Source organism: Paenibacillus sp. sgz302115, assembly GCF_056120445.1.
Map to the genome: position 1 here is coordinate 24,399 of NZ_JBVYOK010000004.1, position 24,500 is coordinate 48,898.

Annotated in this window: 16 protein-coding genes and 1 pseudogene; 13 read left to right on the forward strand and 4 right to left on the reverse strand. The window is 48.8% G+C overall.

Features of this window, described 5'->3' with window-relative positions:
• Nucleotides 1-158: 158 nt before the first annotated feature.
• A complete protein-coding gene (locus AC0LWN_RS10765; RefSeq protein WP_474665062.1) occupies nt 159-1,379 on the reverse strand; it encodes an MFS transporter in 1,221 nt (406 codons plus the stop codon).
• A 192-nt stretch (nt 1,380-1,571) separates the two neighbouring features.
• On the opposite strand from AC0LWN_RS10765, the gene AC0LWN_RS10770 reads away from it, so the two are divergent.
• The 6 genes and pseudogenes from AC0LWN_RS10770 to AC0LWN_RS10795 all read left to right on the forward strand — a co-directional run bounded on the left by AC0LWN_RS10770 (nt 1,572) and on the right by AC0LWN_RS10795 (nt 5,962).
• Entirely contained in the window at nt 1,572-2,165 is a 594-nt protein-coding gene (locus AC0LWN_RS10770; protein WP_474665064.1) for a TetR/AcrR family transcriptional regulator, read from the forward strand.
• A gap of 111 nt (nt 2,166-2,276) precedes the next feature.
• Entirely contained in the window at nt 2,277-2,702 is a 426-nt protein-coding gene (locus AC0LWN_RS10775; RefSeq protein ID WP_474665066.1) for a MarR family winged helix-turn-helix transcriptional regulator, read from the forward strand.
• 94 nt (nt 2,703-2,796) lie between these two features.
• Entirely contained in the window at nt 2,797-3,819 is a 1,023-nt protein-coding gene (locus AC0LWN_RS10780; protein WP_474665068.1) for an NADH:flavin oxidoreductase/NADH oxidase, read from the forward strand.
• A gap of 54 nt (nt 3,820-3,873) precedes the next feature.
• Entirely contained in the window at nt 3,874-4,908 is a 1,035-nt protein-coding gene (locus AC0LWN_RS10785) for an NADH:flavin oxidoreductase (RefSeq protein ID WP_474665070.1), read from the forward strand.
• A gap of 247 nt (nt 4,909-5,155) precedes the next feature.
• A pseudogene (locus AC0LWN_RS10790) lies at nt 5,156-5,368 on the forward strand (hypothetical protein); the annotation flags it as partial.
• A 9-nt stretch (nt 5,369-5,377) separates the two neighbouring features.
• Complete coding sequence (locus AC0LWN_RS10795; RefSeq protein ID WP_474665490.1) at nt 5,378-5,962, forward strand: GNAT family N-acetyltransferase; 585 nt, start codon at nt 5,378-5,380, stop codon at nt 5,960-5,962.
• A gap of 236 nt (nt 5,963-6,198) precedes the next feature.
• Here the strand turns inward: AC0LWN_RS10795 and AC0LWN_RS10800 are convergent, their stop codons facing one another.
• The gene (locus AC0LWN_RS10800; protein ID WP_474665072.1) at nt 6,199-11,394 is read right to left on the reverse strand and encodes an S-layer homology domain-containing protein; all 5,196 of its coding nucleotides are present in this window, start codon (nt 11,392-11,394) and stop codon (nt 6,199-6,201) included.
• A gap of 409 nt (nt 11,395-11,803) precedes the next feature.
• Between AC0LWN_RS10800 and AC0LWN_RS10805 the strand changes: the two genes are divergently transcribed.
• From AC0LWN_RS10805 to AC0LWN_RS10835, 7 genes are all read left to right on the forward strand, one after another.
• Nucleotides 11,804-13,606, forward strand: coding sequence for a sensor histidine kinase (locus AC0LWN_RS10805; protein ID WP_474665074.1), 1,803 nt, complete (start codon nt 11,804-11,806; stop codon nt 13,604-13,606).
• Nucleotides 13,603-15,195 (forward strand): response regulator, encoded by a 1,593-nt coding sequence (locus AC0LWN_RS10810; protein WP_474665076.1) that lies wholly within the window; start codon nt 13,603-13,605, stop codon nt 15,193-15,195. Before AC0LWN_RS10805 ends, AC0LWN_RS10810 begins: the two co-directional genes overlap by 4 nt.
• Nucleotides 15,196-15,395: 200 nt before the next feature.
• Nucleotides 15,396-16,700, forward strand: coding sequence for an ABC transporter substrate-binding protein (locus AC0LWN_RS10815; RefSeq protein ID WP_474665078.1), 1,305 nt, complete (start codon nt 15,396-15,398; stop codon nt 16,698-16,700).
• A 63-nt stretch (nt 16,701-16,763) separates the two neighbouring features.
• Nucleotides 16,764-17,675 carry a carbohydrate ABC transporter permease gene (locus AC0LWN_RS10820; RefSeq protein ID WP_474665080.1) on the forward strand — a complete coding sequence of 304 codons (912 nt, stop codon included), beginning with the start codon at nt 16,764-16,766 and terminating at the stop codon, nt 17,673-17,675.
• 11 nt (nt 17,676-17,686) lie between these two features.
• Nucleotides 17,687-18,517 (forward strand): carbohydrate ABC transporter permease, encoded by an 831-nt coding sequence (locus AC0LWN_RS10825; protein WP_474665082.1) that lies wholly within the window; start codon nt 17,687-17,689, stop codon nt 18,515-18,517.
• A 59-nt stretch (nt 18,518-18,576) separates the two neighbouring features.
• On the forward strand, nt 18,577-19,224 hold the full coding sequence (locus AC0LWN_RS10830; RefSeq protein WP_474665084.1) for a glycoside hydrolase family 36 N-terminal domain-containing protein: 648 nt from the start codon (nt 18,577-18,579) through the stop codon (nt 19,222-19,224).
• Nucleotides 19,225-19,244: 20 nt separating this feature from the next.
• Nucleotides 19,245-20,546 (forward strand): ABC transporter substrate-binding protein, encoded by a 1,302-nt coding sequence (locus AC0LWN_RS10835; RefSeq protein WP_474665086.1) that lies wholly within the window; start codon nt 19,245-19,247, stop codon nt 20,544-20,546.
• Between the two features lie 39 nt (nt 20,547-20,585).
• Here the strand turns inward: AC0LWN_RS10835 and AC0LWN_RS10840 are convergent, their stop codons facing one another.
• Both AC0LWN_RS10840 and AC0LWN_RS10845 read right to left on the reverse strand, forming a co-directional pair.
• A complete protein-coding gene (locus AC0LWN_RS10840; RefSeq protein ID WP_474665088.1) occupies nt 20,586-21,440 on the reverse strand; it encodes an AraC family transcriptional regulator in 855 nt (284 codons plus the stop codon).
• Nucleotides 21,441-21,786: 346 nt separating this feature from the next.
• Nucleotides 21,787-24,375: a beta-L-arabinofuranosidase domain-containing protein gene (locus tag AC0LWN_RS10845; RefSeq protein WP_474665090.1), complete on the reverse strand. Its 2,589-nt coding sequence runs from the start codon at nt 24,373-24,375 to the stop codon at nt 21,787-21,789.
• Nucleotides 24,376-24,500: the final 125 nt, after the last annotated feature.

The window sequence follows — 24,500 nt, forward strand, 5'->3', positions numbered from 1 at the left end:
GGGGACGGCACATTAAAAAGAACGAAGAAAAAAACCTTACGTTTTTATGTTCGGAATCAATCGAAAAACATCTTATCCTCGTCCGCGCCGCCTTTTTGATTAGCAATAGTGATTACTGTTGTACTGGACATATTAGTTCGATTAGCTGGAAGTTATAATTATTTTGAATATTCTTGGTTTTTATAAAAATCATAACCCCAAAGCAGTAATGCAAGCCCGCTCACCGATGCTCCTAACCAACACACCCCTGCCCATCCGGACCAAGCATACACTTGTGTTGAGGCGATCGAGCCTGTTGCACTGCCTATTGAATAAAAGACCATGTAGACCGCAGTTAAGCGGCTTTGTGCTTCTGGACGGGTCTTGTAAATTAAGCTCTGATTAGTGACATGTACGGCTTGGACAGCCAGATCAAGTAGAACAACCCCGATAATGAGATAACCGATGGAACGATACATAAGCCCAATAGGTATCCAAGCGATCACCAAAATAAACAAGGAAATACCGGTTGTTCTCCGGCTAAGGCCAAGATCGGCCAGTTTGCCTGCATAAGCGGCTGCAAGTGCCCCTGTCACACCAGCAAGTCCGAAGGCGCCAATGGCTGTGTGTGACAAAGACAATGGGGGGCTGCTTAAAGGCAGAACCATTGCTGTCCATAAAATACTGAAAGCCACAAAAATCAGCATAGCCAGCAAGGATCGTATCCGCAGGATTGGCAGGTCACGATACAACTGAAATGCAGAGAAGATAACCTTGGCATAGCTCAGTTTGGTTCGTTCCGGTTCCTGCTTAGGCAATAAAAGAAATAGAGCCACACTGCCCAGTAAGGTGAGACTTGCTGAGAATAAATAGACAGATCTCCAGCCTAACCAATCGTTCAAAGTACCAGCAACTGTCCGGGCAAGAAGTATCCCGATGACAATGCCGCTAGTTACAGGCCCAACTGTTCGCCCGCGTTCTGCCGGGGGGCTGAATGTGGCTGCGGTGGCAACCATTGTCTGGGCGACAACAGCGAGTAATCCAACGATTGCTATTCCAGCAAACAGAAAAGTGCTAGATGAAGAGGCTGCTACTGTAAGTAATGCTGCGGAAGATAGGAGCATCTGTGCTGAAATCAGTTTGCGCCGATTTAACAGGTCTCCTATGGGGACCAGAAGGAGCAAGCCAGCCGCATAGAAGATTTGAGTTACTGTAACGACGATGCCGATAGAAGAATGCGAAATACTGAAGTCGCTGGCAATGGAATCAAGCAAAGGCTGGACATAGTAAATATTAGCCACAGAAAGTCCGCTGCAAAATGCCAATAAGAGGATGACAGAACGGGATAATACAGTTTGCGATTGTGAGGAAGAATGAACTTGATCGGATGAGAGATTCATAAATGAAAACACCTTTCTGTAGAGTAACGGCATTATTTTGTACCGTTCGGTATATTATGTGTTTAGTAGCATACTCCATGATTCAAGACAATGTCAACAAGAACGAAGTGTGTTTATTAAGACAAACTTGACATTGATAATACCAGGATATAACCTGTAATAAATACTGATTGATACAAAAAGGTGATCGTTATGGGAAGACAGCGGGAATTTAATACGGACAAGGCTCTTGATGCAGCCATGAAGATTTTTTGGGAAAAAGGCTTTGAAGCGGCATCGCTTCGTGATCTGACAAATGGGATGGAGATTCAGCGTCCCAGCATGTATGCAGCCTTTGGAGATAAGAAGGAGCTGTTTGAAGCAACACTGCGCAGGTATAACACCTGGCATGCCTCCCAAGTGAAGTCGCGGTTTCAGCAAAGCACTTCTGTTAGAGCTGCCTTTCGGGAGCTATTCGAGCAAATCGCTGCGGAAGAGGATGAGGCAACAGATATCCGGCGAGGTTGTTTTTGTATCAATACAATGGTGGAGCTTGCTCCGCATGATCCTAAATTTGCTATTCTCACCCGGGAGCATCAAATGTATCTGGCGGCGATTTTCCAGGAGGCTATCAAAAGAGGGCAGCAAGGAGGAGAGTTCTCAAGTGAGTTGAATGCCGAGGCTCTGGCTGATTACCTTGTTGTATATATGGTAGGACTGACTGTCATGATGAAATCCAAGCCGGATCATGTTTTTATCAGACAAAGCATAGAGATGACCTTGTCCTTATTTGATGGAAAAAGGTAACGGGCTTTATGCAAATTATCAGGTGTTGTATGGGTTTTGACCGTTCTGTGTAAGCTTGCTACAATAGTAAACTACGTGTAATTACTTTGGTATGGATTGGTGGGTCTAAAATTGCAAAATATGAATGAACTTTTAGATACATGGTTATCCTTGTCTCACATCTATTCCAATATTACTGACAAATTGGAAATAGCTCTGATACAGCAATATGGTTTATCTTTGAAGGAGTTTTATGTATTGCGGTTTATATCCAAGTCGGAGGGTAAAGAGTTAAGATTACAGCAGCTCCAAGAGATGGTGGGCTTAAGTCAAAGTGCAACCTCAAGACTCGTAGTAAGAATGGAAGCCAAGGACTGCGGCGCTCTGGAAAGACATATTTGTGAGAATGACCGCCGAGGCATTTATACCCGGATTACGGAGTTTGGCGAAAATAAATATCAGCGAGCATTACAAACGTTCAATCAGGTTTTACAATCAGAGCTTCAAAAAGAGGGCTTGAAATCACAATTTCAAGATGTGATCCAAAAATTGTTTTAAAAATTTGACATATGAAATAAACATGATATTATATATGCGTGTGCATGCATTTATTGAAAGAAATTTATCATAATAAGAGAGGAGTCTTTCTTACATGAAAGATTTATTTAGCCCATATACAATTAAAGGTTTGGAATTGAAAAATCGCGTAGTGATGCCGCCAATGTGCCAATATTCAGTTGACAAAAAGGATGGAGTTGCCACAGAGTGGCATTATACACACTACGTTAGCCGGGCAGTGGGCGGAGCCGGTTTTATCATCATTGAAATGACAGATGTAGAGCCGGACGGCCGTATTTCCGACCTGGATCTTGGCTTGTGGTCAGATGAACAGATTCCTGCTCTCAAGCGGATTGTAGATGCTTGTCACAGCTACGGTGCTAAAGTGGGAATTCAAATCGCACATGCCGGACGCAAGGCGGAGGATGCTGAAGTTCCTGTAGCGCCATCTGCCATTGCTTTTGATGAAAATTCAAAACAACCCCGTGCGCTTACGACAGAAGAGGTTAAAGGACTTGTCGAGAAATTCCGCGCTGCTGTAGCCCGTGCCGTCAAGGCTGGATTCGACAGTGTTGAAATTCATGGTGCACATGGCTATTTGATTCATCAATTTCATTCTCCGCTTACGAACAAACGGGAAGATGAATATGGTAAAGACCTTACCCTGTTTGGCCGGGAGGTTATTCAGGCAGCGAAGAGTGAAATGCCGGAAGACATGCCGCTCTTGATGCGTATTTCCGCCAAAGAATATGTAGAAGGCGGATATGGTATACAGGAAAGCACAGCTTTTGCCAAGGAATATCAAAAAGCAGGGGTAGACATGTTCGATATTTCTTCCGGCGGTGAGGGACCTATTGCTGCATGGGGCAGACCAGGAACTCACGCAGCGTACCAAGTACCTTTGGCTAAAGAGATCAAGGAAGCCCTGGATATTCCGGTGATGGCTGTTGGAAGACTCGATGATTCAATTTTGGCGAATGCGGTTATCGGAAATGAAGAGGCCGATCTGGTGGCTGTGGGCAGAGGAATGCTGAGAAATCCTTATTGGGCACTGGAAGCTGCGTCGAAATTGAGAAAAGAAACTGCAATCCCTAAACAGTACACTACAGGCTTCTAAGACCGGCTATAGTTTGCGTTGGGCCATACCATATAACATTGGAGGTATTTTACTATGTCTAGTTCTGTACAATCTTTATTCCGTCCGTTCACCTTGGGAAATCTTACGCTGTCCAATCGTATAGTAATGGCGCCAATGACTCGGGGGCTGTCGCCTAATGGTGTTCCAGGGCCAGATGTTGCCGCATATTATCGCCGAAGAGCTGAAAATAGCGTTGGTCTCATCGTGACGGAAGACACAGTAGTTAATCACATTGATGCATCCAATCAGGAGGCTGTACCTTACTTCTACGGTGAAGAAGCATTAAAGGGCTGGGCAAATGTGGTGTCTGAAGTACATGCGGCTGGCGGGAAAATCATTCCTCAGATCTGGCACATGGGGACAAGAGGCAATGTTAATGATTATTCGGAACCTGAAATCAGAGACATCGTTGACGCATTTGCAAAGGCAGCAGCTGAGGCCAAGCGCATTGGATTTGATGGAATCGAGCTCCACGGAGCGCACGGCTATTTGATCGACCAGTTCTTCTGGGAGAAAACCAATGAACGTACAGACCGTTACGGAGGCAGCTTGATTGCACGTACCCGCTTTGCTGAAGAAGTGGTCAGAGCATGCCGCCGTGCAGTAGGCCCCGATTTCACAATTGTGCTGCGGATTTCGCAGTGGAAGGGAACGGATTATACAGCTAAATTGGCTAAAACACCAGATGAGCTAAAACAATTTCTGGAGCCTTTGGTTGAAGCGGGAGTGGATATTTTTCACTGCTCAACCCGCCGATTCTGGGAACCGGAATTTGAAGGCTCTGCCTTGAATTTTGCCGGCTGGGTTAAACAAATTACCGGCAAACCAACGATCACTGTCGGTTCGATTGGCCTGGATGGTGAATTTACCACACTCTTCACCGAAGGAAAAGGTGCTGGAAACGCAAGTATCGAGGGATTGGTTCAAAAGCTCGAAAATCAGGAATTCGATCTGGTTGCAGTCGGCAGAGCATTGCTGGTAGATCCTGCTTGGGCCAGCAAAATTAGAGACGGAAGATTGGATGAACTAGTGCCATTTACTCCTGAAGCGCTTAAAACACTTTCTTGATTGAACAAATAACAGTGGAAACCCTTGGATTTTCGATTGAAGGACCTAATAAGGCGAAGGATTAGGCACAAGAAATTAAAAATAACGCAATTAAAAGTAAACAGCCAGTTACCGGCTCTTTCCCGGTACTGGCTGTTTTGTGGAAGAAGCGAGGAATCATCAGACAGATTCTGAAAGATCACTTTCATGGATTCATGGAAATGCACAGTTATCATCTGTCTGAGGCACTAGTGGCCGAGTGTGACTGTTGGAAGAAAACCGAATACAGACGGTACTAGTTGCGGCAGAAGGTTGTGTTAAAATAATAGCTGATCCGGTGACAGGCATTGTTCGGGCGCACAGATTAATTGGAGAGGAGGCATCACCCCTTATATCAGAGCTTGCTTTAGCTATTGAGATGGGGGCGACCGTGGAGGATATGCAGTTGACGATCCATACTCATCCAACGTTAGGAGAAGTTATCATGGAAATGGGGAGTGGCATTTTGGAGGAGTCAAGTCAGGTTTATGCTGCAACAGATCGCCTTGTAATAAGACATTTTTCCTTGGAAGATGTGGGTATATTCTACAAGTATCGTTCTAATCCGGTCATTGCTCAGTTTCAATCCTGGGAGAATTACAAATATGAAGATGCAGAGTTGTTTGTTCATAAGCAGATTAATCACAAGCCTGATCAACCGGGCACTTGGTTCCAATTCGCCATTGCTTTTGCTGATTCAAATGAGTTAATTGGGGATTGTGCGCTTCATACACTGCATGATGAGCCTAGAATTGTAGAAATTGGATTTACCCTCGCTCCGGAGCATCAAGGGAAAGGATATATAAATGAAGCACTCAATGCCTTGTTGAATTTCATCTTTCATACACTGGGAAAACACAAGGTGACTGCTTTTACGGATGTAAGAAACGATAAGTCCATTCGTGTACTGGAACATCTGGGCATGAGACGCGAGGGACATTTATTGCAAAACTACATGATAAAAGGACAATGGGTAGATGAATATCAGTATTCTATTCTCCAGTCCGAATGGGGATCTAATGTTACCCGGAATTGAAAAATCACCCGGGCCAGCGTGGAGGCCACTGAAAAAACAGTATCCAAAAAACCCTGGTGGTCTTCATGCTCATGGAGTACCAAAGCTAAAGAAATAGGTGAGAAAAAAACGACGTCCATTTGGAAGAAACCGAATGGACGTCGTCTTTTGAATACGTGTTTGTGGTTTTACCAAGAATGGTAAATTTTTAAGTGGCCTGGTATTTCTCCGGTCTGCCCTTACTTCCATAGCAAAGACTATTTGTTAGAGTTGTAATCAAGCATATTCATTAATAGCATAATGGCTTCTGCTCTCGAAGCTGCAGCCCCAGGATTGAACCGGTTATCGCTTCCGCCCTTGACAATTCCCGCTTTCACGGCAGCCGCCACATATGCGTTAGCCCATGCTGGAATGTCTTTGGCATCGGCAAACGCCAATTTCTCTGGCGAGCCAACCTCCAGCCCAAGCGCACGGACAGCCAATACGGTCATCTCAATGCGGGTTACCTTTTGCAGCGGACGGAAGGAATTATCCTCGAAGCCCTTAATCCAGCCGGCATCCACCGCACTGCGGATGGAGGCTGCAGCCCAGGCCGGTGTGCTGATCTTATCAGCAAAAGCCAGCTCACCATTCGCTGTGCCTTGCTTCATTGCCCGCACCAGCAAGGAGGCAAATTCGGCGCGATTCACCTGTCTATTCGGCTGGAAGGAGCCGTCAGGGTAACCCTTCACGATTCCCAGCTCTACTGCTTGCTGAATGGCCGTCTTCGCCCAATGCTGCATAATATCGCTAAACACAGGCGCGTTTGGCTGCGGTGCAGTCGTGGCCGTCGGTACTGGTGTCACCGTCGCTGTTGGTTTTGGTGACACAGTCGGTGATGGTGATGCGGTTGACACCGGTTTTGACGTCGATACCGGTGCTGAAGTTGGCACTGGTGTTGGTGCCGGAGTCGGTACTGGCGTTGGCGCCGGAGTGCTAAGTTGTTGCCACTGTGCGTACACAGTCAGGTCAGCACTTACAGGCATGCCTGCCGTAAAGCTCTTTCCGCTGCCGTCTGCCGCCGTATTCCAGCCGATAAAGCTGTAGCCGGTCCGAGTCGGCGCTGCCGGAAGCGAATTTAGGCTTTCCCCTTCCTTCACTGTCAACGCCGAAGGACTGGCAGCCGTATCGCCACCGTTCTCATTGAAGGAGACAGTTACCTTCTTAACGACGATCACTGGAGCTAGCTTAATATTTACTCCGCCTGTCACTTCTTTAGCCTTAACAATAATATCCGCTGCGCTGCCGTCCTGATAGCCCGCTTTGCTTGCGATAACTGTATAACGATCGCCTTCCGGTACACCGGTAATAGTATAATTGCCTGCTGTATTCGTAATAGCCGAATACACGCTGCCGCTTACCGATACAATGGCTCCTGCTACTGGAAGCGATCCGTCAGTTACAGTACCGGAGATGCTGCCTGTCTGTGCTTCCGGTTGACCAGGCTCTACTGCACGCCACTGGGCATAGACTGTCAGATTGGCGGTAACTGGCACTTCCGCAGTAAAGGCTGCCCCGCTGCCGTTAGCTGCCAAGTTCCAGCCCGTGAATAAGTAACCGGCCCGGGTCGGAGGTGTCGGCATAGCACCCAGGCTCTTGCCTGCATCAACGGTAACCTCTGCTGGATCAGCTGCAGTGTCCCCGCCGTTGCGATCAAAGCTCACAGTATACTTAGTATTGCCGCTGTTGTCTAGCGGCTGCTGCGGATAAATATCAAAACGGTCGAATGCAGGCGCGTACTGACGCGGCACAGCCGTGTAGGGAGTAAACCCTTGTGCGCCGGTTCCTCCATAAGGATTGGAGCCGCCGTTATACGTATTATTATTTGAGAAGCGAATCGTGTTGGTCCCTGCCTTCAGCTCAACATCGAACGTTTGTGTAGCAAACTGCTGCCATGAAATTGTGTTTTTGAAATAGACGGTTTGCGTTACTTTGCTATTGACGGTGATCTGTGCATATCGCTCAACAACGTCATTGTTATAGGCATGTGTTCCCGCGCTTTCTCCGTTTGCGTAAGTAACGACCAGCTTGTAGGTGCCCGCTTTGGGAACTGTGACATTTTGAAGCTCAAGATACCGCTCCGCTCCGTCGTAGGAGGTAATCCCGTTCACATACTTGCCGCCGGAAGCGTAATTTGCGAAGGCATCGTCCCGAATGAGCGGCAGCTCAGAGCCTGCCGGAGTTCCTACAACCGCTGCATCCTCCGCTTCAATCGAAAATAAAGCAGTCTTATTGACATAAGCTGCATCAATGTAATCCAGGCTAAGATCTGCCTTGGAGCGCACATCGACCAGATTGATGCCTTTCCGTAAAAAGGTATGGACCTTTGCTTCTTGCCATTGACCATTCGTATTTGATACTGGAAGGTCCGCAAGATGCTTACGGTCATGGTCAATTTGCAGGCTGCCTCCACTTGATGAAGCATAACGGATCTTCAGATCATACATACCGTCCTGAAGTACACTTACAACAAAGCGGGTCTTCGCATCCGCGTTATTTCCGTAGCCGGTCAAGTAGCCCGCGCCTTCGAAGCCCTGCAGGCTGCTGTCTCTCGACAGTCCTTGTGCTGGCTCATATTCTGCAAATTCTGCCTGTACATGATAACTCGGGGGTGAACTCAACTCTCCGTTGTACGTTAATTCAATTGCATCCAGTGTAGATTCGCCCTGACCTGCTGCTCCTGTATCCGGGTTGTATTTGCTGATGCTGATCGAATGAGTTCCTTTTGTCAGATCGGCAAATGTCGTATTGCCTCCCATCAACTGCATGTTGTAATCTGCGCGAAGGACAACCTTAGTTGCCGGCAGATTGTCAATCTTGAGGAACCATTCGGAATTGATGCGTTGATTCGCATCTCCGGTATTGGCCTGATTGCGCATCGTAGCTGTTGCACCGCTGCCGCCGATCAGATCCAGACGGTAATTTCCATCTGCGGGAACCGTGACTTGAGTCCATTTCACAAGACTGTCAGGAGCTTTGATTCCCTCGACATACTGTCCGTTGGAAGCGGAGCGGCCCGATGTGCTCTTGCGCGGGTATTGGTCCACCGTCGCCACATTTGTCCGCACCTCTGCATTCTCGGCTTCGAGGCGATTGAAAAACAGCTCGTGCGGGGCATGAGTGACGGCCGGAGTAATGACAGCAAAATAAGCAGAAGTGTAATCATCCAGCTTGACATCCAGTGTGACCGAGCCGTTTTTGACCGGATAATTGCGGTCAATGATCTGTGTCGGCTCTACAAGAAAGCCGGTCAGTCCGGTATATCCCGCATGCCAGACGGTGACATGCACCTCATCTGCTCCTGTCAGGAACGAGGGACTTTTTGCATCGCCTGTCACATGGTTGAACACGATTTGGCCTTTTCCCTGTGTACCGCCAAACGCCAAGCTTATTTGTTTCTTGTTATCCTGAATAGAGGATAACCCGTACAGGCCTGGGCCGAAGGCGTCGTTCTCGTATCTGGCATTAATGACATTGATCTTGGCCATATCGCCGCCCATCATATCTGCATACCATTTGTAGAGCCACCATGCACCGTTTGGCTCATTTTGACCTGCCAGCAATGACCCGTAGGAGTTGGCCGTGTTCCAATAAGGCAGCATGCTGTTCATCTTCAGCTCATCATAATGTGCAATGTAATGAATCAGTGAGCCGCCTACAGCTATTTCTGAAGTTGCGGCATATTCATTGATATCTACTTTGATCGGGAAAGGTACTTTTCTATTCGGGTACAGCTCTTTATAGCGCTGCAAGGATTTTTCTTCAACTGCCCGGAAGGTGGCTACATTGGAAGGCGCCTGGTTGAAGGCTTTGTTCCACAGCATATGCCAACTGATTATATCGGGCAAGCAATCATTTTCAACGCAGAATGGAATGAAATCCTCAAATACTCTTGATCCATACTGGGTTAAATTCATTCCTGAAATAACCGCGCCGGGGTCAATTTCTTTGATTTTTTTCGTTACCTTCAGCCAATCGCTGTTGAATACCTCTCTTGAATTTTTTCCCGTCTGGGTATCGTCAAGCAGCTGGGGATAGCGGGTATTGTTCTGTTCAGGCTCATTGAAGGGAATATAAATGAATTTTTTATCAGGATCCTGTCCCGGATTCGCCGCCGCCCATTGCTCCTTATATTCTTTGACTGCAGTTACGACGGGGATGATTGCTTCGCTGATATATTCCTCGGCCGTTCTGGACGGATAATACCAATGCTGATAATAATCCTGTAAGACGATATTAACTGCTTCACCGCCAGCCTCGAAGAAATAGTCCGATACTCTGAGTGCATCGCCTGTCGGGTGCTGGATACCGTTCGGCGGTTTCTGGGAGATATGTGAGGGCTTGATCGGAATCAGTGTATTGATATCCGGCACATTAGGCTCGCTGAGGGCATACAGAGCGCCAGAGGCTCCATGAAATACGGGGCCGAGCGAGCGATCCGCCAGATCTACAGAGATCTTGGCGGGTAGGGTCGTATCAACTTCCTCATGCTTTGTCTCCTCATACAGTGTGCTGACCTGATTCGCATTCAATTGAACGTTGTATATCCGCAAGTCGTCGAATTTACCGCGGACATCTCCATCCGAGGTATACAGCGATCTGCCGAAATCGTTAAATTTCAAGGCGTCCAGATAATCGCGGGAGAAGAAATGCTGCAAAATAGAGGCCATCGTCGCTCCAGATGAGCTTTTACTCTGATCCAGGCCCTTTGCGCCGACCGATACGCCGTTCATGTACACATCGTAGGCTCCATTGCTTTTCATGGTAACAACGATTTGCTGCCACTTGCCTTTGGCCGGGTTGCTGTTCCAGACGATATCGCCTTTGTAGCTGGCGATTTCCTTCGGATTCGTACCGGTATATATGCGGTTATTAAATGATCCCCCGCCGGCAATGATGATGAATTCCGAATCCTGCCATCCGCTTACTCCGGCTGATGTCAGCCCTTTCTCGGCAATTGTAGAGGAGAGGAGGCGTGAATAGGCACTGGTGGAAGTGTCTAACTTTGCCCAGAAGGCAATCGACATCTCATCTTTGATTCCACTGTAGATTTGATCCGGCAGCTTCAGCCAGCCACTGCCATTCGCACCGCCAGACAAGGAGAGGACTTCTCCGCGCTGGTCGTCGTATACAATCGCCGCTACTCCTTTAAGCTCGGCGCGTTCAGCGCTGGCTTGCGGGTAGACGCTGTTCACGACCGAGGTGTTGTCGATTACCTGATTCGGGTGAAAGCTCCATTTGTACAGAGGAGCCACGGCCGTGGATGCCGTCAGCTGCTGCATTTGATCTGGAACAGGGTCAGAAGCTGTGGGGGAATCAGACAACATCTCACTGGAAGCGCTTACGATAGTGCTTGGCAGGATAGTCAGGCATACAAGCATGGATATCAATGTACGTTTAAGATGTAACCTCAATATAACCTCACCTCTTGTGTTTTTTTGGGGGAACCTCTTCTCATCTGACATTTCATCAATCACTTTTCCGTTGCGGACTCTATTTCCGTGTAGGCTCCACATCCTCCCTTAACATTATCGTTTCTGCTCACAGCAAATGTTAAGTTAATGTATAGCGCTATTAAATCAAGATTTTTTACTATTTTTGTTCATTTCTTTACGATCTGTCTCTGACAGAAAATTAGAAGTATACGATGCCGGGGGCGGATATAATAAAATTTCTTAAGCCGGGGTTCCCATGAAGGCCTACTCGAGTAAAAAAGAGAGAAAAAAGAGTAAAAAAAAGACATGCCAAGCAGGGTAGAAAGAAAGCACCTAAAAGTCTATCATTAGAGGTATTCTATCATTCGAGCGACCCGGAGGTTTTAAATTGGCTCAGACCCGCCGCTTTGTAAGTGTTAAGAACAAAATGATGTTCTTTTTCCTGCTGGCCATTCTGATACCGGTTGTTATCATGTTCATCAACTCCTACATTTCCTCCCAGCAGCTGCTTGAGCGCAAATATACGGATCTGCTGGCGGATGTTACGAGACAGTCGAACATTCGTATCGAGGAATTTCTGGAGGACACGAAGCAGATTTCCCTCATTTCCAGCTATGGGATCAACAGCTATATCTCCCCCATCTCGCAGGAAAATTATCCGGTACAAAACTATTTGCACAACAGCTCCGTTACGAACGAGCTGCAGGCCACCCAGTTGCTGATGAACTATATTACGATGAAGGATCGCGCTATTTCCATCTATGTCTACAATCTGAATAACGGCAACGACCTCTATATAGCTCCGAACAAGCCTATAGATTACACCTATCATCCCAGGGGTGAGGGCTGGTTCAACAATTTTTTGCGTTCAGACGATATTACGCTCGATTTGCCTACAAGGCTTGATCTGCAGACCAAGGGAGACAACAACTGGGCCATTTACAATTTGCGCAAGGTTTTTGATATGGAAAATGGCAAGCTGCTCGGCATCATGGTCGTGAGCGTGGATATTGACTTTATCAACCGGCTGAACAAACGGATGCAGGCTGGAGGCCGCTCCGCATTTACGGTTGTGGATGATAGCGACAGAATTATATTCAATAATAATTACAGTCTGATCGGCAAGCCGTTCAACACACTGTTTCCGATAGGTGAACGTGAGCTGGCTACGGATTCGGACCGGCAAGTTGTCCGCGTGTCAGGCAAAGACTACATCCTGATTCAGGCGCCGTTTGAGCTGCATCACTGGAAGACGTATATGTATATGCCGGTTGAAGATCTTGCTGTTGAAAGCGACATCCTCAAACGGAATTTGTGGACGATCGTTATCGTCCTGGTCTTGTTTGCCCTGATTAGCTCTGTGTATATGTCAAACCTCATCACCCGGCCGATCAAGCAATTGATCCGCAATATAACGCTCGTTGAGCAAGGAAAGTTCGATAACTTGCCGGCGGTCAGGTCCAATGATGAGATTGGTGTGATGGCAAGCAGATTTGAGCAAATGTCTACTGAATTGAAGCAGCTTGTGGAACGGATCTACGATGAGCAGGAGCAGAAGGTGGAGGCCGAAATCCGGGCATTGCAGGCCCAGATTAACCCTCATTTTTTGTACAATACACTGAATTCGGTCAAATGGATTGCAACCATGCAGCACTCGGAGAAGATCGTAGAGATGACGGAAGCACTGATCTCTATGCTTCGTTATACCGCCAAAACGAACAACAGGCTGGTTCCTATTCGCGAAGAGCTTGAGCACATTGGTCATTACATTGTCATTCAAAAGGTCCGCTATTTCAACCGGATTGACTTCCACTGCGAGATCGAGGAATCGCTGGAGCAGCAGGAAATTCCCAAGCTAAGCATTCAACCGCTGGTGGAGAACGCCATCTTTCATGGAATTGCGGATCAGGAGGACGGGCTTGTGTCGATCGAAGTCCGGCGTATGGGAGATTTCGAACTTGCTATAACGGTGAGGGACAATGGCAACGGCATGGATGCAGACACGGCGGATCAGCTGAAAAGCAGGCTTGGCGGTGCGGAAGACAGCGGCGGCATCGGAATTATCAATGTGCATCAGCGTATCCGCCGCGTTTTTGGGGAGCCTTACGGTGTGTCGTTCGAGAGCAGTCTGGGCAAAGGCACGGTATTCGTAATTCGAATTCCGCTAAGGAACGGGGAGGAGACATTATGAGCATGTTAGGCGTTCTTATTGTTGATGACGAGCTGCTGATGCGAATCGGACTCAAGTCAATTATTCATTGGGAAGGCGAAGGCTTTACGATTCTGGGTGAGGCGGGAAACGGACGTGAGGCGCTGGAGCTGGCCAGAACACATCAGCCCGATCTGATTATTACAGACATTAAGATGCCGGTTATGGATGGTCTTGAGATGATTCGGGAGGCACGGCGGATGAATCTGGGCGGACAGTTCGTGATCCTCAGTTGCCTTGAGGAATTCCAGCATGCGCAGGAGGCGATTCGGCTTGGAGCGACGGATTATCTGATTAAAAGTGATATGAAGCCTGCACAGCTTCTGAGTGTGCTGGATATTGTCAAGAAACGGGCTGTCCACACTCCCCCTGACAGGTCTGATGAAATGCCGCCAGGCTCTTACAAGGAGAGTATTGAATATTTGAAGGAAACACTGATCAAGGAGCTCATCAGCGGCTTCAAAGGTGCCGGAGATGTGCTTGCAAGCCGTGAATCCCTGCGCATCCGTCTGAAGGATGAGCCGATGGTGCTCATCAAATTGCGCATTAATCATTTCGAGCAGCTGAGACGCAAATATGTGGAGCAGGACGAAAAGCTGCTGCGCTATTCTGTCGCCAACATTCTGGAGGAGATTATACCGCGCAAGCGTGCCAAGGAGATCATAGTCATGAACTCCGCTGAATATGTGCTGCTGCTGGACCTGGAGCAGGAAGGGCGTATCGTCCGTGAGGAAATTGAGCGTGTTGTGGGTAAGGTTCAAACGGCAATGAAGGATTTCTTGAAGCTGACCATGTCAATCGGCGTAAGTGAACCGGCGTCAGGCTTTGAAGGCATAAAACGGGCATACCAGGAGGCGGAGGCGGCGCTCGACGCGTTGTTCTTCGAAAGCGGGAGCGGTCTTTCCTTTTATGATAAGAAGGGGATCAGACAAAGGGGCGGGGGCCGGCTGGTCATCGACAGGTTGGCAATGAGAAAGTTTAGACAGGATACGGAGAGCGGAAGTAAAGAGGCGATAACGTATCTGAATAGTCTGAAGGATAAAATGCTGCGGGAAGGCTGCACAAAGCAGGCGGCGCGGTCGATCTATATCCGGATGCTCGCTGCGATCCAGTCGTGCTTCCCGGCGCTTCCCGAACCGAATGAGGATGGACTTACAGTCTATGAAATCATTCTTCATGAGGAAAGTCTTGAGGGGCTTAACCGGACTGTCATCGGCTATCTGGAGCAATGCAGAATGCAAATGCTGGATCGTGAATCGCCCAGAAGTTATGCGGAGCAAGCCAGCGAATTAATTATGCAGTTGTATGCTGAGGACATCTCTCTTCAGTCGGTGGCGGACCGGATTAATGTGAATGCCTCCTATCTCAGCCGGGTGTTCAAGCAGGAGACAGGTGAGAATTTTGTCAGCTTCCTGACCCGTTTGCGCATGGAAAAGGCTAAGAATATGCTGAAGGAGAGAAATGTGAAGGTATATGAGGTTGCAGAAAGGGTGGGTTATCCGAATACGGCTTACTTCAGCAAGCTGTTTAAAAAGTTATGCGGCATGAGTCCCGAGGAATACAGGGGATAAAACGGAAATTGTCAAAAAAAGAATACGATCAGTAAAAGAAGTGCATCTGCCCCGGGTGCGCTTTTTTTGTTCAGTTGCCAAACGGTCAAAAAAGGGAAATGTTCCGTAAAAATCATTCATTTTGATGGCAGCATTGTTCCCCTAATATTGGAGATGCAGCAGATGCAGTATATCCTAAATGGAAGTTGGGGGTAATTCTAGTGAAGAAAAAAAGCTTAGCGATCGTATTGTCCATCATGCTTACGGCGGCCGCCCTTACTGGTTGTGGAAACGGCAAAGGGAACAATGCAGCTTCACCATCGGCGGAAGCGACAAATGCAGCGTCGGCCACCCAGGCGGCGAGCGGGGACAAAGTCTCACTTACGTATGCGATCTGGGATTCAAATCAGGAAAAGGGACTTCGGACTATTGCCGATGAATTCGAAAGCAAGAATCCGAACATCAAGGTTAACATTGAGGTGACAGGCTGGTCGGATTATTGGACGATGCTGGAAGCCGGAGCCACAGGAGGGTCATTGCCGGATGTGTTCTGGATGCACTCCAACGAAATCTACCGATATGCAAGCAACGGCATGCTGCTTGATCTTACGGACCGTATAAGCAAGAGCACTGACGTCAAGCTGGATAATTATCCGGAAGGACTTGACCAGATCTATAATCTGCAGGGCAAGCAATATGCGATTCCGAAGGATTTTGACACCATTGGGCTATGGTACAACAAAACGTTGTTTGATAAGGCAAATCTCAAATACCCGGATGAGAACTGGACATGGGATGATCTTCACAAGGCAGCCAAAACGCTGACGAAGGATGGAGTATACGGCTTCCTCGCGCCGCTGCACAATCAGGAAGGATATTATAACTTTGTCTACCAGAACGATGGCACCATCATCACAGCCGACAAAAAATCGGGTTATGACGACCCTAAGACGATTGAAGCTCTTAAATTCTATGTAAACTTTGTACGCGAAGGACTGTCGCCTGAGGTATATGGCGATGCTGAGCGCGCCGATCTGTTGAAGAACGGAAAGGCGGCGATGGGCTTGTTTGGGTCATGGAACCTGGCCGGCTTCGCAGAAAATGAGTATATGGCTAAAAATTTCGATGTGGCGGTATTGCCTAAAAAGGTTAAACAAGCTTCGATCTACAACGGCCTCGGCAATGCAATAGATGCCAAGACCAAGCATCCGGAAGAGGCATGGAAGTTCGTAGAGTATCTTAGCTCCAAGGAAGGACAGGAGCGTCAGGCGGAACTGGGGGTAGCCATCTCAGCCTATAAAGGCGCCGCCGATTTGTGGATCAACTCGAACAAGACGTTCAATATTAAGGCATTTGTCGATATGGTCAACTATGGTGTGATTCGTCCGTATTCCAATACGACGGCTGTGTGGGAAGATAAGGCCTATGAAGCGCTCAAGCCGGCATTTAGCGGCAAGGTATCAGTCGAGGAAGCGGCCAAAAATGCAGCTCAGGTGATGAATGAGAGCCTTGCGGAAGAGAAATAAGCATGAGCCAACTGCCTGTGGCAACCTTCCGGTTGCCACAGGGTTTGATAGGAGATGGGGCAGATGAATCATACCGTTAACAAAAAGATCGGGGCCAAAACCTGGAATGAATGGTTCTGGGGCTGGTTCCTGAGCGCGCCTACGATAATCGGACTCTTATTTCTTAATTTCATTCCGATTATTCAGACCGCTTATCTCAGCTTCTTCAAGAGCGGAGATTTCGGCAAAGGCAATATCTATGTGGGATTCGAGAATTACCGCAAGCTGATCCATGATTCGCAAGTATGGCATGCAGTCGGCAATACGTTGCTGTACACGCTACTGGTTGTGCCTGCAAGTATTGCAATCGCGATGCTTGTTGCTGTCTTGCTGAACGGCAAGCTCTCAGGCCGCTCACTCTATCGTACAATCTATTTCATTCCGATGGTCGCCGCTCCTGCGGCAATCACTATGGTATGGAGATGGATGTATAACCAGCATTACGGCTTGATTAATTATGTGCTATCCAAGCTGGGCCTTCCTGCTGTTAATTGGACGACAGACCCGAACGTAGCGCTCTTTGCGATTGCGATTATCGGAATCTGGAGTGTCATAGGCTATAATATGGTGCTGCTTCTCGCCGGTCTTCAGGAGATTCCGAAGGACTTCTACGAAGCCTCTGATATTGACGGAGCCAGCCGGGTACGCCAATTTTTTGTAATTACGCTGCCGCTTGTATCACCCACGCTATTTTTCGTTGTAGTGACCTCGATCATTCAGGCCATGCAAGTATTCGATGTCATCTATATGATGATTGATGTGACCAATCCGGCCTATGACAATACGGTTTCACTTGTGTATCTGTTCTATAACAACTCGTTCAAGTACTCGAATAAGGGGTATGGTTCAGCGATTGTGATGGTGCTGCTGGCGTTGATCATGATTATTACCTTCTTCCAGATGAGAGCGCAAAAAAAATGGGTCAATTACATGTAGGAGGTGTCAGTATGGACAAACAGAAACGCATTAACCGTATCGTAGCTCATATAGTGCTGCTCCTGGGAGCCGCCGCGATGATTTTGCCGTTCGTCTGGATGGTACTGACCTCCTTTAAGACGGTTACGGAGTCAACCTCGATGAATCCTTTTGTGTTTTTTCCTAAGACATGGAAAGTGGAGAACTATGCAGAGGTGTGGCGCCAGAACAACTTTCTCATCCTGTACTGGAACACGTTTGCTATGATGGCATTACGCGTGCTGTGCGCCGTATTGTTCAGCGCGATGGCCGCCTATGCTTTTGCAAGACTGAAGTTCCCGGGACGCAATTTCTTTTTCAGTCTCGTTTTGTTTCAAATGATGGTGCCGACCCAGATCTTCATTATCCCGCAATATTTGATGGTTGATGCGCTTGGCATGCGCAATACGATTTTCGCATTGTTGTTTCCGGGGCTTGTAAGCGCCTTTGGCACCTTTTTGCTGAGACAATTTTTTATGGGACTGCCTAAGGAGCTGGAGGAAGCTGCAAAAATTGACGGCTGCAATATCGGACAGACATTTGCACGAATTATGCTGCCGCTGGTACGGTCGGGCCTGGTGGCCCTTGGCATCTTCACAGCTCTTTTCTCCTTCAAGGATCTGATGTGGCCGATGATCGTCAATACAGGCGCTAACGCTGCAACGCTCTCCTCGGCTCTGGCGAAGATTCAAAGCGCCTTTTCTGTTGACTACCCGGAGCTGATGGCGGCATCCGTGCTGGCCATTTGGCCAATGCTGCTGATATATGTCCTGTTCCAGAGACAATTTATTGAGGGCATCGCAACCTCGGGGGGCAAGCTCTGATTGCCTGCTGACGGAAGCGGTCTACCCTAAGCCAGAATTTATGGATCGGAGAGGTTGAAATGCAGATTCATTATCACGATAGCTCGCGTGAATTTCATCTGACTAACGGGATGATCAGTTATGAGCTGTCGCTTCAGCATACCAAGCAAGAATATCCCGCCTATGGGACAACTGATTTCCGGCATCCGGCTTTTGAAATCAAGCAGGAGAACGGCAGCCGGATCACTGATTTTCGTTATGTGTCTCATGTTATCTATGGCGGCAAGCGCAAGCTGGAAGGAATGCCTGCAACCTATGTGGAATCAAAAGAAGAAGCTATGACCCTGGAGCTCAATCTGCGCGATTCGCTGATCGGGGCCGAACTGCACCTCAGCTACACGATTTTCCGGGATGTTCCAGCAATTACACGCGATGCGCATATCGTCAACTTAGGGGATGCCCACTTCACGCTGACGCGTCTGCTGAGCGCGTGCCTCGATCTGCCTGATGCAGACTACGAGATGATTCATTTGTCGGGGGCCTTGAGCCGCGAGCGGCATGTAGTGAAGCGCGAAATCTATCCCGGCGTGCAGGGTGTATACAGCTCCAGAGGGATAAGCAGCGCAGAGCATAATCCCTTTCTTGCCATCAAGAGGCCGGAGACCGGCGAACTGAGCGGAGCGGATCATGCCTCTGCCCTATACCATCTGAGACTGGTTGGAGAATAGATTGAAGGGGGAGGAACGTCATGATAATGAACACGCTCCGGATTCGGGCCAGCGCCGCCGTGCTGCTGCTGACGATTGCCGGCTGTAGCTCACAGAGCCATTCTGACGCGTTCCTCCTTTCCGGCGATGCACCAGGTGAGAGTGAACAGATCACGCTGCGATACTCCAGCTATCTGCTGGACACGGCGCAGGCGGGCAAGGTGTACTTTGATGCGATTGCCGAATTTGAAAAGCTCCATCCCAATATCAAAATTGATGCAGACTTTATTCAGAACAACAATTATACATCCGGTATCAAGATCAGGCTGCTTGGCGGCGAGCCAATGGATGTGTTCGATACGTGGTCGCCCAGCTTGTTCGAGGAATTCCGCGCCTTGCGGAGTGATGTGTACCTGGACTTGACAGGGGCCTCATTTCTCAAGGAATTCTATCCCAATTCGCTGTTGCCGGTCACAATCGGGGAGCGGGTATACGGGGCGCCGGAGGTGATGCACAGTGACGGGCTGCTCTACAACAAAACATTGTTTGACCGCCTTGGGCTGGAGGTTCCGCGAACCTGGGATGAATTCATTACGCTCTGCCTGAAGCTGAAGCAGGCTGGCATCATACCGGTAGCAATGGATGCAGAGTGGTCTACGGCCCAGTTCTTTTGGGGGTCCATTATGTCGGATAACGGAGCCGATTCTGCCTGGACGAAGAAGCTGGAGAGCGGCGAGATCCCGATTGATAATCCGGTGTTTGTGGATGCCATCCAAAAGCACCGGGAGATTATTGACCGGGAATGGGTTCCGCCGAACTGGAAAAGCCTGAAGCATGAACAATCGAAGGATTTGGTCGGCAGCGGCCAGGCGGCAATGATTATTACCGGAACCTGGGACATTCCAAGCATCAAGGAGCGGAATCCCGCACAGGATATCCGGTTTATGATGGTGCCGGGCAGCGTGAAGACGGTACCCAACATCAATGTCGGTACGTATCGGGTAATCAGCTCCAGAACGGAGCATCCTGAGGAAGCGAAGCAGTTCGTGGCGTTTATGAACGGCAGAACCACACAGGAGAAGCTGGCAGCAGGAGCGTTGGCCGTGCCTTCTGTAATATCGGCGCCGACAGGTCGTACGGATTCCGTGTCCTCTATTGCAGCGGCGGTGACACGTGAGGATGCGACGCTCTATTGGCCGCACACCGTCTCCACGGAATCGCTTCAGGTGAAGATTCAGGAGGGTGTTAATAAATATTTGGCAGGTCAGCCGCTTAAAGCGGCCTTGGCCGATATCCAGCAAGCGATTGATGAAGCTGCAGCCAAGCGGCGCCAATCAGAATGATCTGCGCTCTGGAGGGACAGGAAAGCTGCTGAGCGCAGCTTATTCGTAAAAAAGCAGCCGTTTGGCATAGGCATTGCGGAACTCGCTTGGGGTCAGGCCGACGATTTTTTTGAAGGATTTCATGAAGGTGTGGGAATCCTTATAGCCGAGCTGGAGCGAGACCTCGTTAATATTCTGGTTGGTGTCTGTCAGCAGAAATTTGGCCAGCTCCATCTTTTGCTGCAGGATATACTGCTTCAGGGATGTGCCGGAAATTGTGCTGAAGAGATGAGAGAGATATTTCTCATTGTAGCCAAAATAATCAGCGATTTGGGACACCTTGATATGCTCGCTCCGGCTCCATTTGATATAATCCACGATGTCATTGTAGAGCTGCTCCTGTTTGCTTTTTCCAGCAGGAGGGTGCGATGAGAAAATGACCTGGTTGTACAGCTCGCACAAAATGACGGTGGACATATAATTGTTCAGCGTCTTGTCGTTGTAGCAGCGGACGGAGTCCTGAAGCTGTTTCATCATGACGATGATTTTTTCCAGGCTGCTTAGTGTTCCCGACTGGGGCAGAATCACTTCTCCAGCGCTTACGCTAGGGGAAACGGAGGCGGGCTCTGTCACTTCGATGGCATTCTCCGAAGAGAAATGCAGCCAGTAGAAGCTGCACTCGGAGGCTTTATATCCATATTGCTTCGTGAGCGGCGGGAGGAGCAGATACTCTCCTTTGGATACGGAAAAACGCTGCTCGCCGCTGGCAAGATACAATGTGCCGCTGGTCATAACAATAAGCTCGTAATCGCACAGCACCCGGCTCAAATGCATCCAGTCCGGCGACGGCGCAACAAATTTCCCCGTAATCTCCAGATCAACAGGCTTGTCTACCGCCAGTTTGTAAGCAATCATTCGTGTGGCCCCCTTTCTATATAAGTTGAACTTTAGGTGTTCATATTGAGGTCTGGCCGTAACTGCGGGGAATGTTTGGACTTCCGGCCGCTGTTGTCTGCAGATTTCTTGATTTATACCGCTCGTTGCGGTGGAAATCCGCAGACAAAGGCGAACGCTATCGCTCCTACAGTTCCAAACTTCCCCTCCGTCACTTCCGCCCTTTTTTATGATTTTTTAGTTCAACTTATATAGCATAGCTGTATAAATAAAACTAACATAGCATGCTTCATAAAAACAACCGGCCTGCCGGAGCGGTGAACCTGCTCGGCAGACCGGTTATTTTTATACTACTGGATCTGTTGTTCTAGGCCGGTTTAATAATAGTAACTTTGTATTCCTTAGCCGTCTCCAGATCCTCTGCCTTGACGATGATATGCAAGCTCGTAATATGATCCGGAAGGAATACTGTTCTCGGAAGGGTATCCTCGATCAGGATATCATTGATATAGACGAGCGCATTTTTGTGTGACGGTACGGCATGCATACGCACAGCCGGCGTACCGGCGGCCACTGTCAAGGTATAGTCGGACTGACCGGCGGTGAACGTCTTGGAGAGGGTGCCTGCATCAAAGTGCAGATCCGCCAGCTCCGCATCACTGCTGTAGCTTGTCATCATCCGCAGCAGATCAAAGATTCCGTTCATTTGCCCCGGAATGACGAATTTGACTTCTACCTCGGTGGAGGACTGTATCCGCTCTGCCGGAATGAGATAGCGTTTGTTATAGAAGGTGCGGACCTTATCCGTCATGAGAGTATCGCTGACAAGCAGCTCGCCGTCTACATAAATATCAAGGGTTCTGCCGTTGTTGCCGGAGAAGCAGGTGACAGACAAATAGTTGTCCTGCTCAGGAAGCACCTTCAGCCGGTAGCTGAACCAGCCGTTGTTCTCCGCTTGTCTCAGGGTGTACCCGTCCCAGACGGCGACGGAGGTATTCTCTCCTTTGACGCCATGCTCAAGCTCGTATTGATCATTGCCTACCGGCAGACTGTCAATGGTGGCCTCGCGGATGGTCTGATTTTGTTTTCCCTGCAAAATATGCTCCTGCAATTCCCGCGAATCCGGCTCTACAAGCTTCCAGTAGATGCCGTAGCGTTCCTCATGCTGCTTGTAATGCGGTGTGAATTCCAGCCGCCCGTCCTCATCTGTTCCCCGCAGGACGAAGACCAGTTCATCATTGCTGCGTACAAAATGCTCCTCGAAGCGGTCAAGCCATTCGCCGATGCTCTGGTTCGACGGCGTAATGAAATCCTTGATCAGCATATTCTTCGTCGGCACGCTGACGGCCACGCCTGTTGCGGACTGAGTCAAGTCTTCTTTTCCCAAAGCGGCGCTGAGCACTACCGGTCCGTATTTGAAGGCCACTACATTCGGCGCGTCTGGCAGTGTGTGGTAGTACGGCTTCATCGGCAATTGAATGCTCAGCTTGTCGCCTTCCTTCCAGCTTTTCTCCAGAACTGCATAACCGCCCTCAGTCTTGTAGGCCACCGCCTCACCGTTCAATTGAATTTGCATCGGCCCGGCAATCCACTCTGGAATGCGAAAATGCAGCGCAAGTGTGGCTTCCAGGCTGTCCAGGGTACGCACTGTAAATGTGACCGTGTCATTGTAAGGAAGATTAGCCGACTGTATCAGCTCAATCCGGTGCTGTTCCGACATCAGGCTGGAGCTGGCGTATTGATTAATATAAATGCTGTTGCCCCGGTGGAAATACAGGCTGTCATTCAGCTTGGTGAAGCTCTCCATGCCGGTTCCGGTACAGCACCAGAAGTGCTCGAAGGGAGAACTGTACACTTTGAAATAGCCCGTAGCCATCGGCTGAAAATACATCGTCATGCCGGTGTGCGGATGCTGTGACGAAAGAATGGCGTTGATGAACGTATTTTCATAAAAATTCGCGTATTTGATATCGCCCGTGAGCTTGAACAATTCTCTGGTCAGCTTCAGCATGTTGTAGGTGTTGCAGGTCTCGGCGGTAAAGTTGGAGCGTTCCCCGTCCAGAATATCCGGATCGCCGAAATGCTCCCATTCGCTGTTCCCGCCGGTAACATAGCTATGGTGGTTGACAACCATGTCCCAGAACTCTACTGCAGCTTCCAGATAGAAGCGCTCGCCTTCTCCCAGCACAAGATAACGGTTCAGCGCACCGAGAAACTTCGGAATCGTCGTATTGGCATGTTTGCCTTTGAGAATATCCCGGCCTTCATGGACTGGAGTGAATAATGTCAGCTCATCGAACATATGGGCTGCGTACAGATGATGCTCGTCTTGCGTAATCTTATACAGGTCATAGAGGCAATCGTTCATTCCTCCGTACTCAACTGCGAGTACCCGTTCCTGAATTTCAGGCGACCAGGCGAAGACGCGCCGATACACCCACTCGCCCAGCCGGGAAACTATGCTGTACGCCGCTGCGCTGCGGGTTGAGCTGTAGACGGCGACCAGACCTGCGATGATTTTGTGCATGGTATACCAGGGAACCCAGGCAGGCTGTTTATTTTCTACATGATCGAACAGCTTCTCGGGAAAAGCCGACAAGTAGCCGTTATCGAACTGGCATTCCGCCAGCTCGTCTATGATATATTCCAGCCGTTGCAAAAGCCCGCCGCTGCCGGTACTTTGGTAAGCCTGAGCCAGCGCCGTCAGATAATGACCCAGCGTATGCCCTCTGATTTCGGTATTTTCCCAGCCGGGGTATTTTTCGCTTTTGGGAGCGAGCCCCCGGTTTTCGCGGAAGCCGGCGAGGAGCCGGTCGGGGTCATAGCTTTTGAGATAGAGGTTTTCTTTGGCAAAAGCGTTAACCATATACGGGTCGGTCAGCGTAACCTGATTCATGGGGAAGCTTTGAATGTGGGGCTGCAGGGTTGTCAGGAGCGGTTTGTTGTCTAAGGTCATTTTTTTATTCTCCTATATCCAGATTATATGAGCAGGTTTTCACTTAAATCTTATATTTTACACAGGGTATGCGTAAATAGAGCAACGTTCGAATATGTGTCAAAAGGTTAGATTTTACGAAAAAG

Coding starts and splice junctions, on each gene's coding strand:
- AC0LWN_RS10765 (WP_474665062.1), bottom strand. CDS start 1,379: ATGAATCTCTCATCCGATCAAGTTCATTCTTCCTCACAATCGCAAACT.
- AC0LWN_RS10770 (WP_474665064.1), top strand. CDS start 1,572: ATGGGAAGACAGCGGGAATTTAATACGGACAAGGCTCTTGATGCAGCC.
- AC0LWN_RS10780 (WP_474665068.1), top strand. CDS start 2,797: ATGAAAGATTTATTTAGCCCATATACAATTAAAGGTTTGGAATTGAAA.
- AC0LWN_RS10785 (WP_474665070.1), top strand. CDS start 3,874: ATGTCTAGTTCTGTACAATCTTTATTCCGTCCGTTCACCTTGGGAAAT.
- AC0LWN_RS10795 (WP_474665490.1), top strand. CDS start 5,378: ATGGGGAGTGGCATTTTGGAGGAGTCAAGTCAGGTTTATGCTGCAACA.
- AC0LWN_RS10810 (WP_474665076.1), top strand. CDS start 13,603: ATGAGCATGTTAGGCGTTCTTATTGTTGATGACGAGCTGCTGATGCGA.
- AC0LWN_RS10820 (WP_474665080.1), top strand. CDS start 16,764: ATGAATCATACCGTTAACAAAAAGATCGGGGCCAAAACCTGGAATGAA.
- AC0LWN_RS10825 (WP_474665082.1), top strand. CDS start 17,687: ATGGACAAACAGAAACGCATTAACCGTATCGTAGCTCATATAGTGCTG.
- AC0LWN_RS10830 (WP_474665084.1), top strand. CDS start 18,577: ATGCAGATTCATTATCACGATAGCTCGCGTGAATTTCATCTGACTAAC.
- AC0LWN_RS10835 (WP_474665086.1), top strand. CDS start 19,245: ATGATAATGAACACGCTCCGGATTCGGGCCAGCGCCGCCGTGCTGCTG.
- AC0LWN_RS10840 (WP_474665088.1), bottom strand. CDS start 21,440: ATGATTGCTTACAAACTGGCGGTAGACAAGCCTGTTGATCTGGAGATT.
- AC0LWN_RS10845 (WP_474665090.1), bottom strand. CDS start 24,375: ATGACCTTAGACAACAAACCGCTCCTGACAACCCTGCAGCCCCACATT.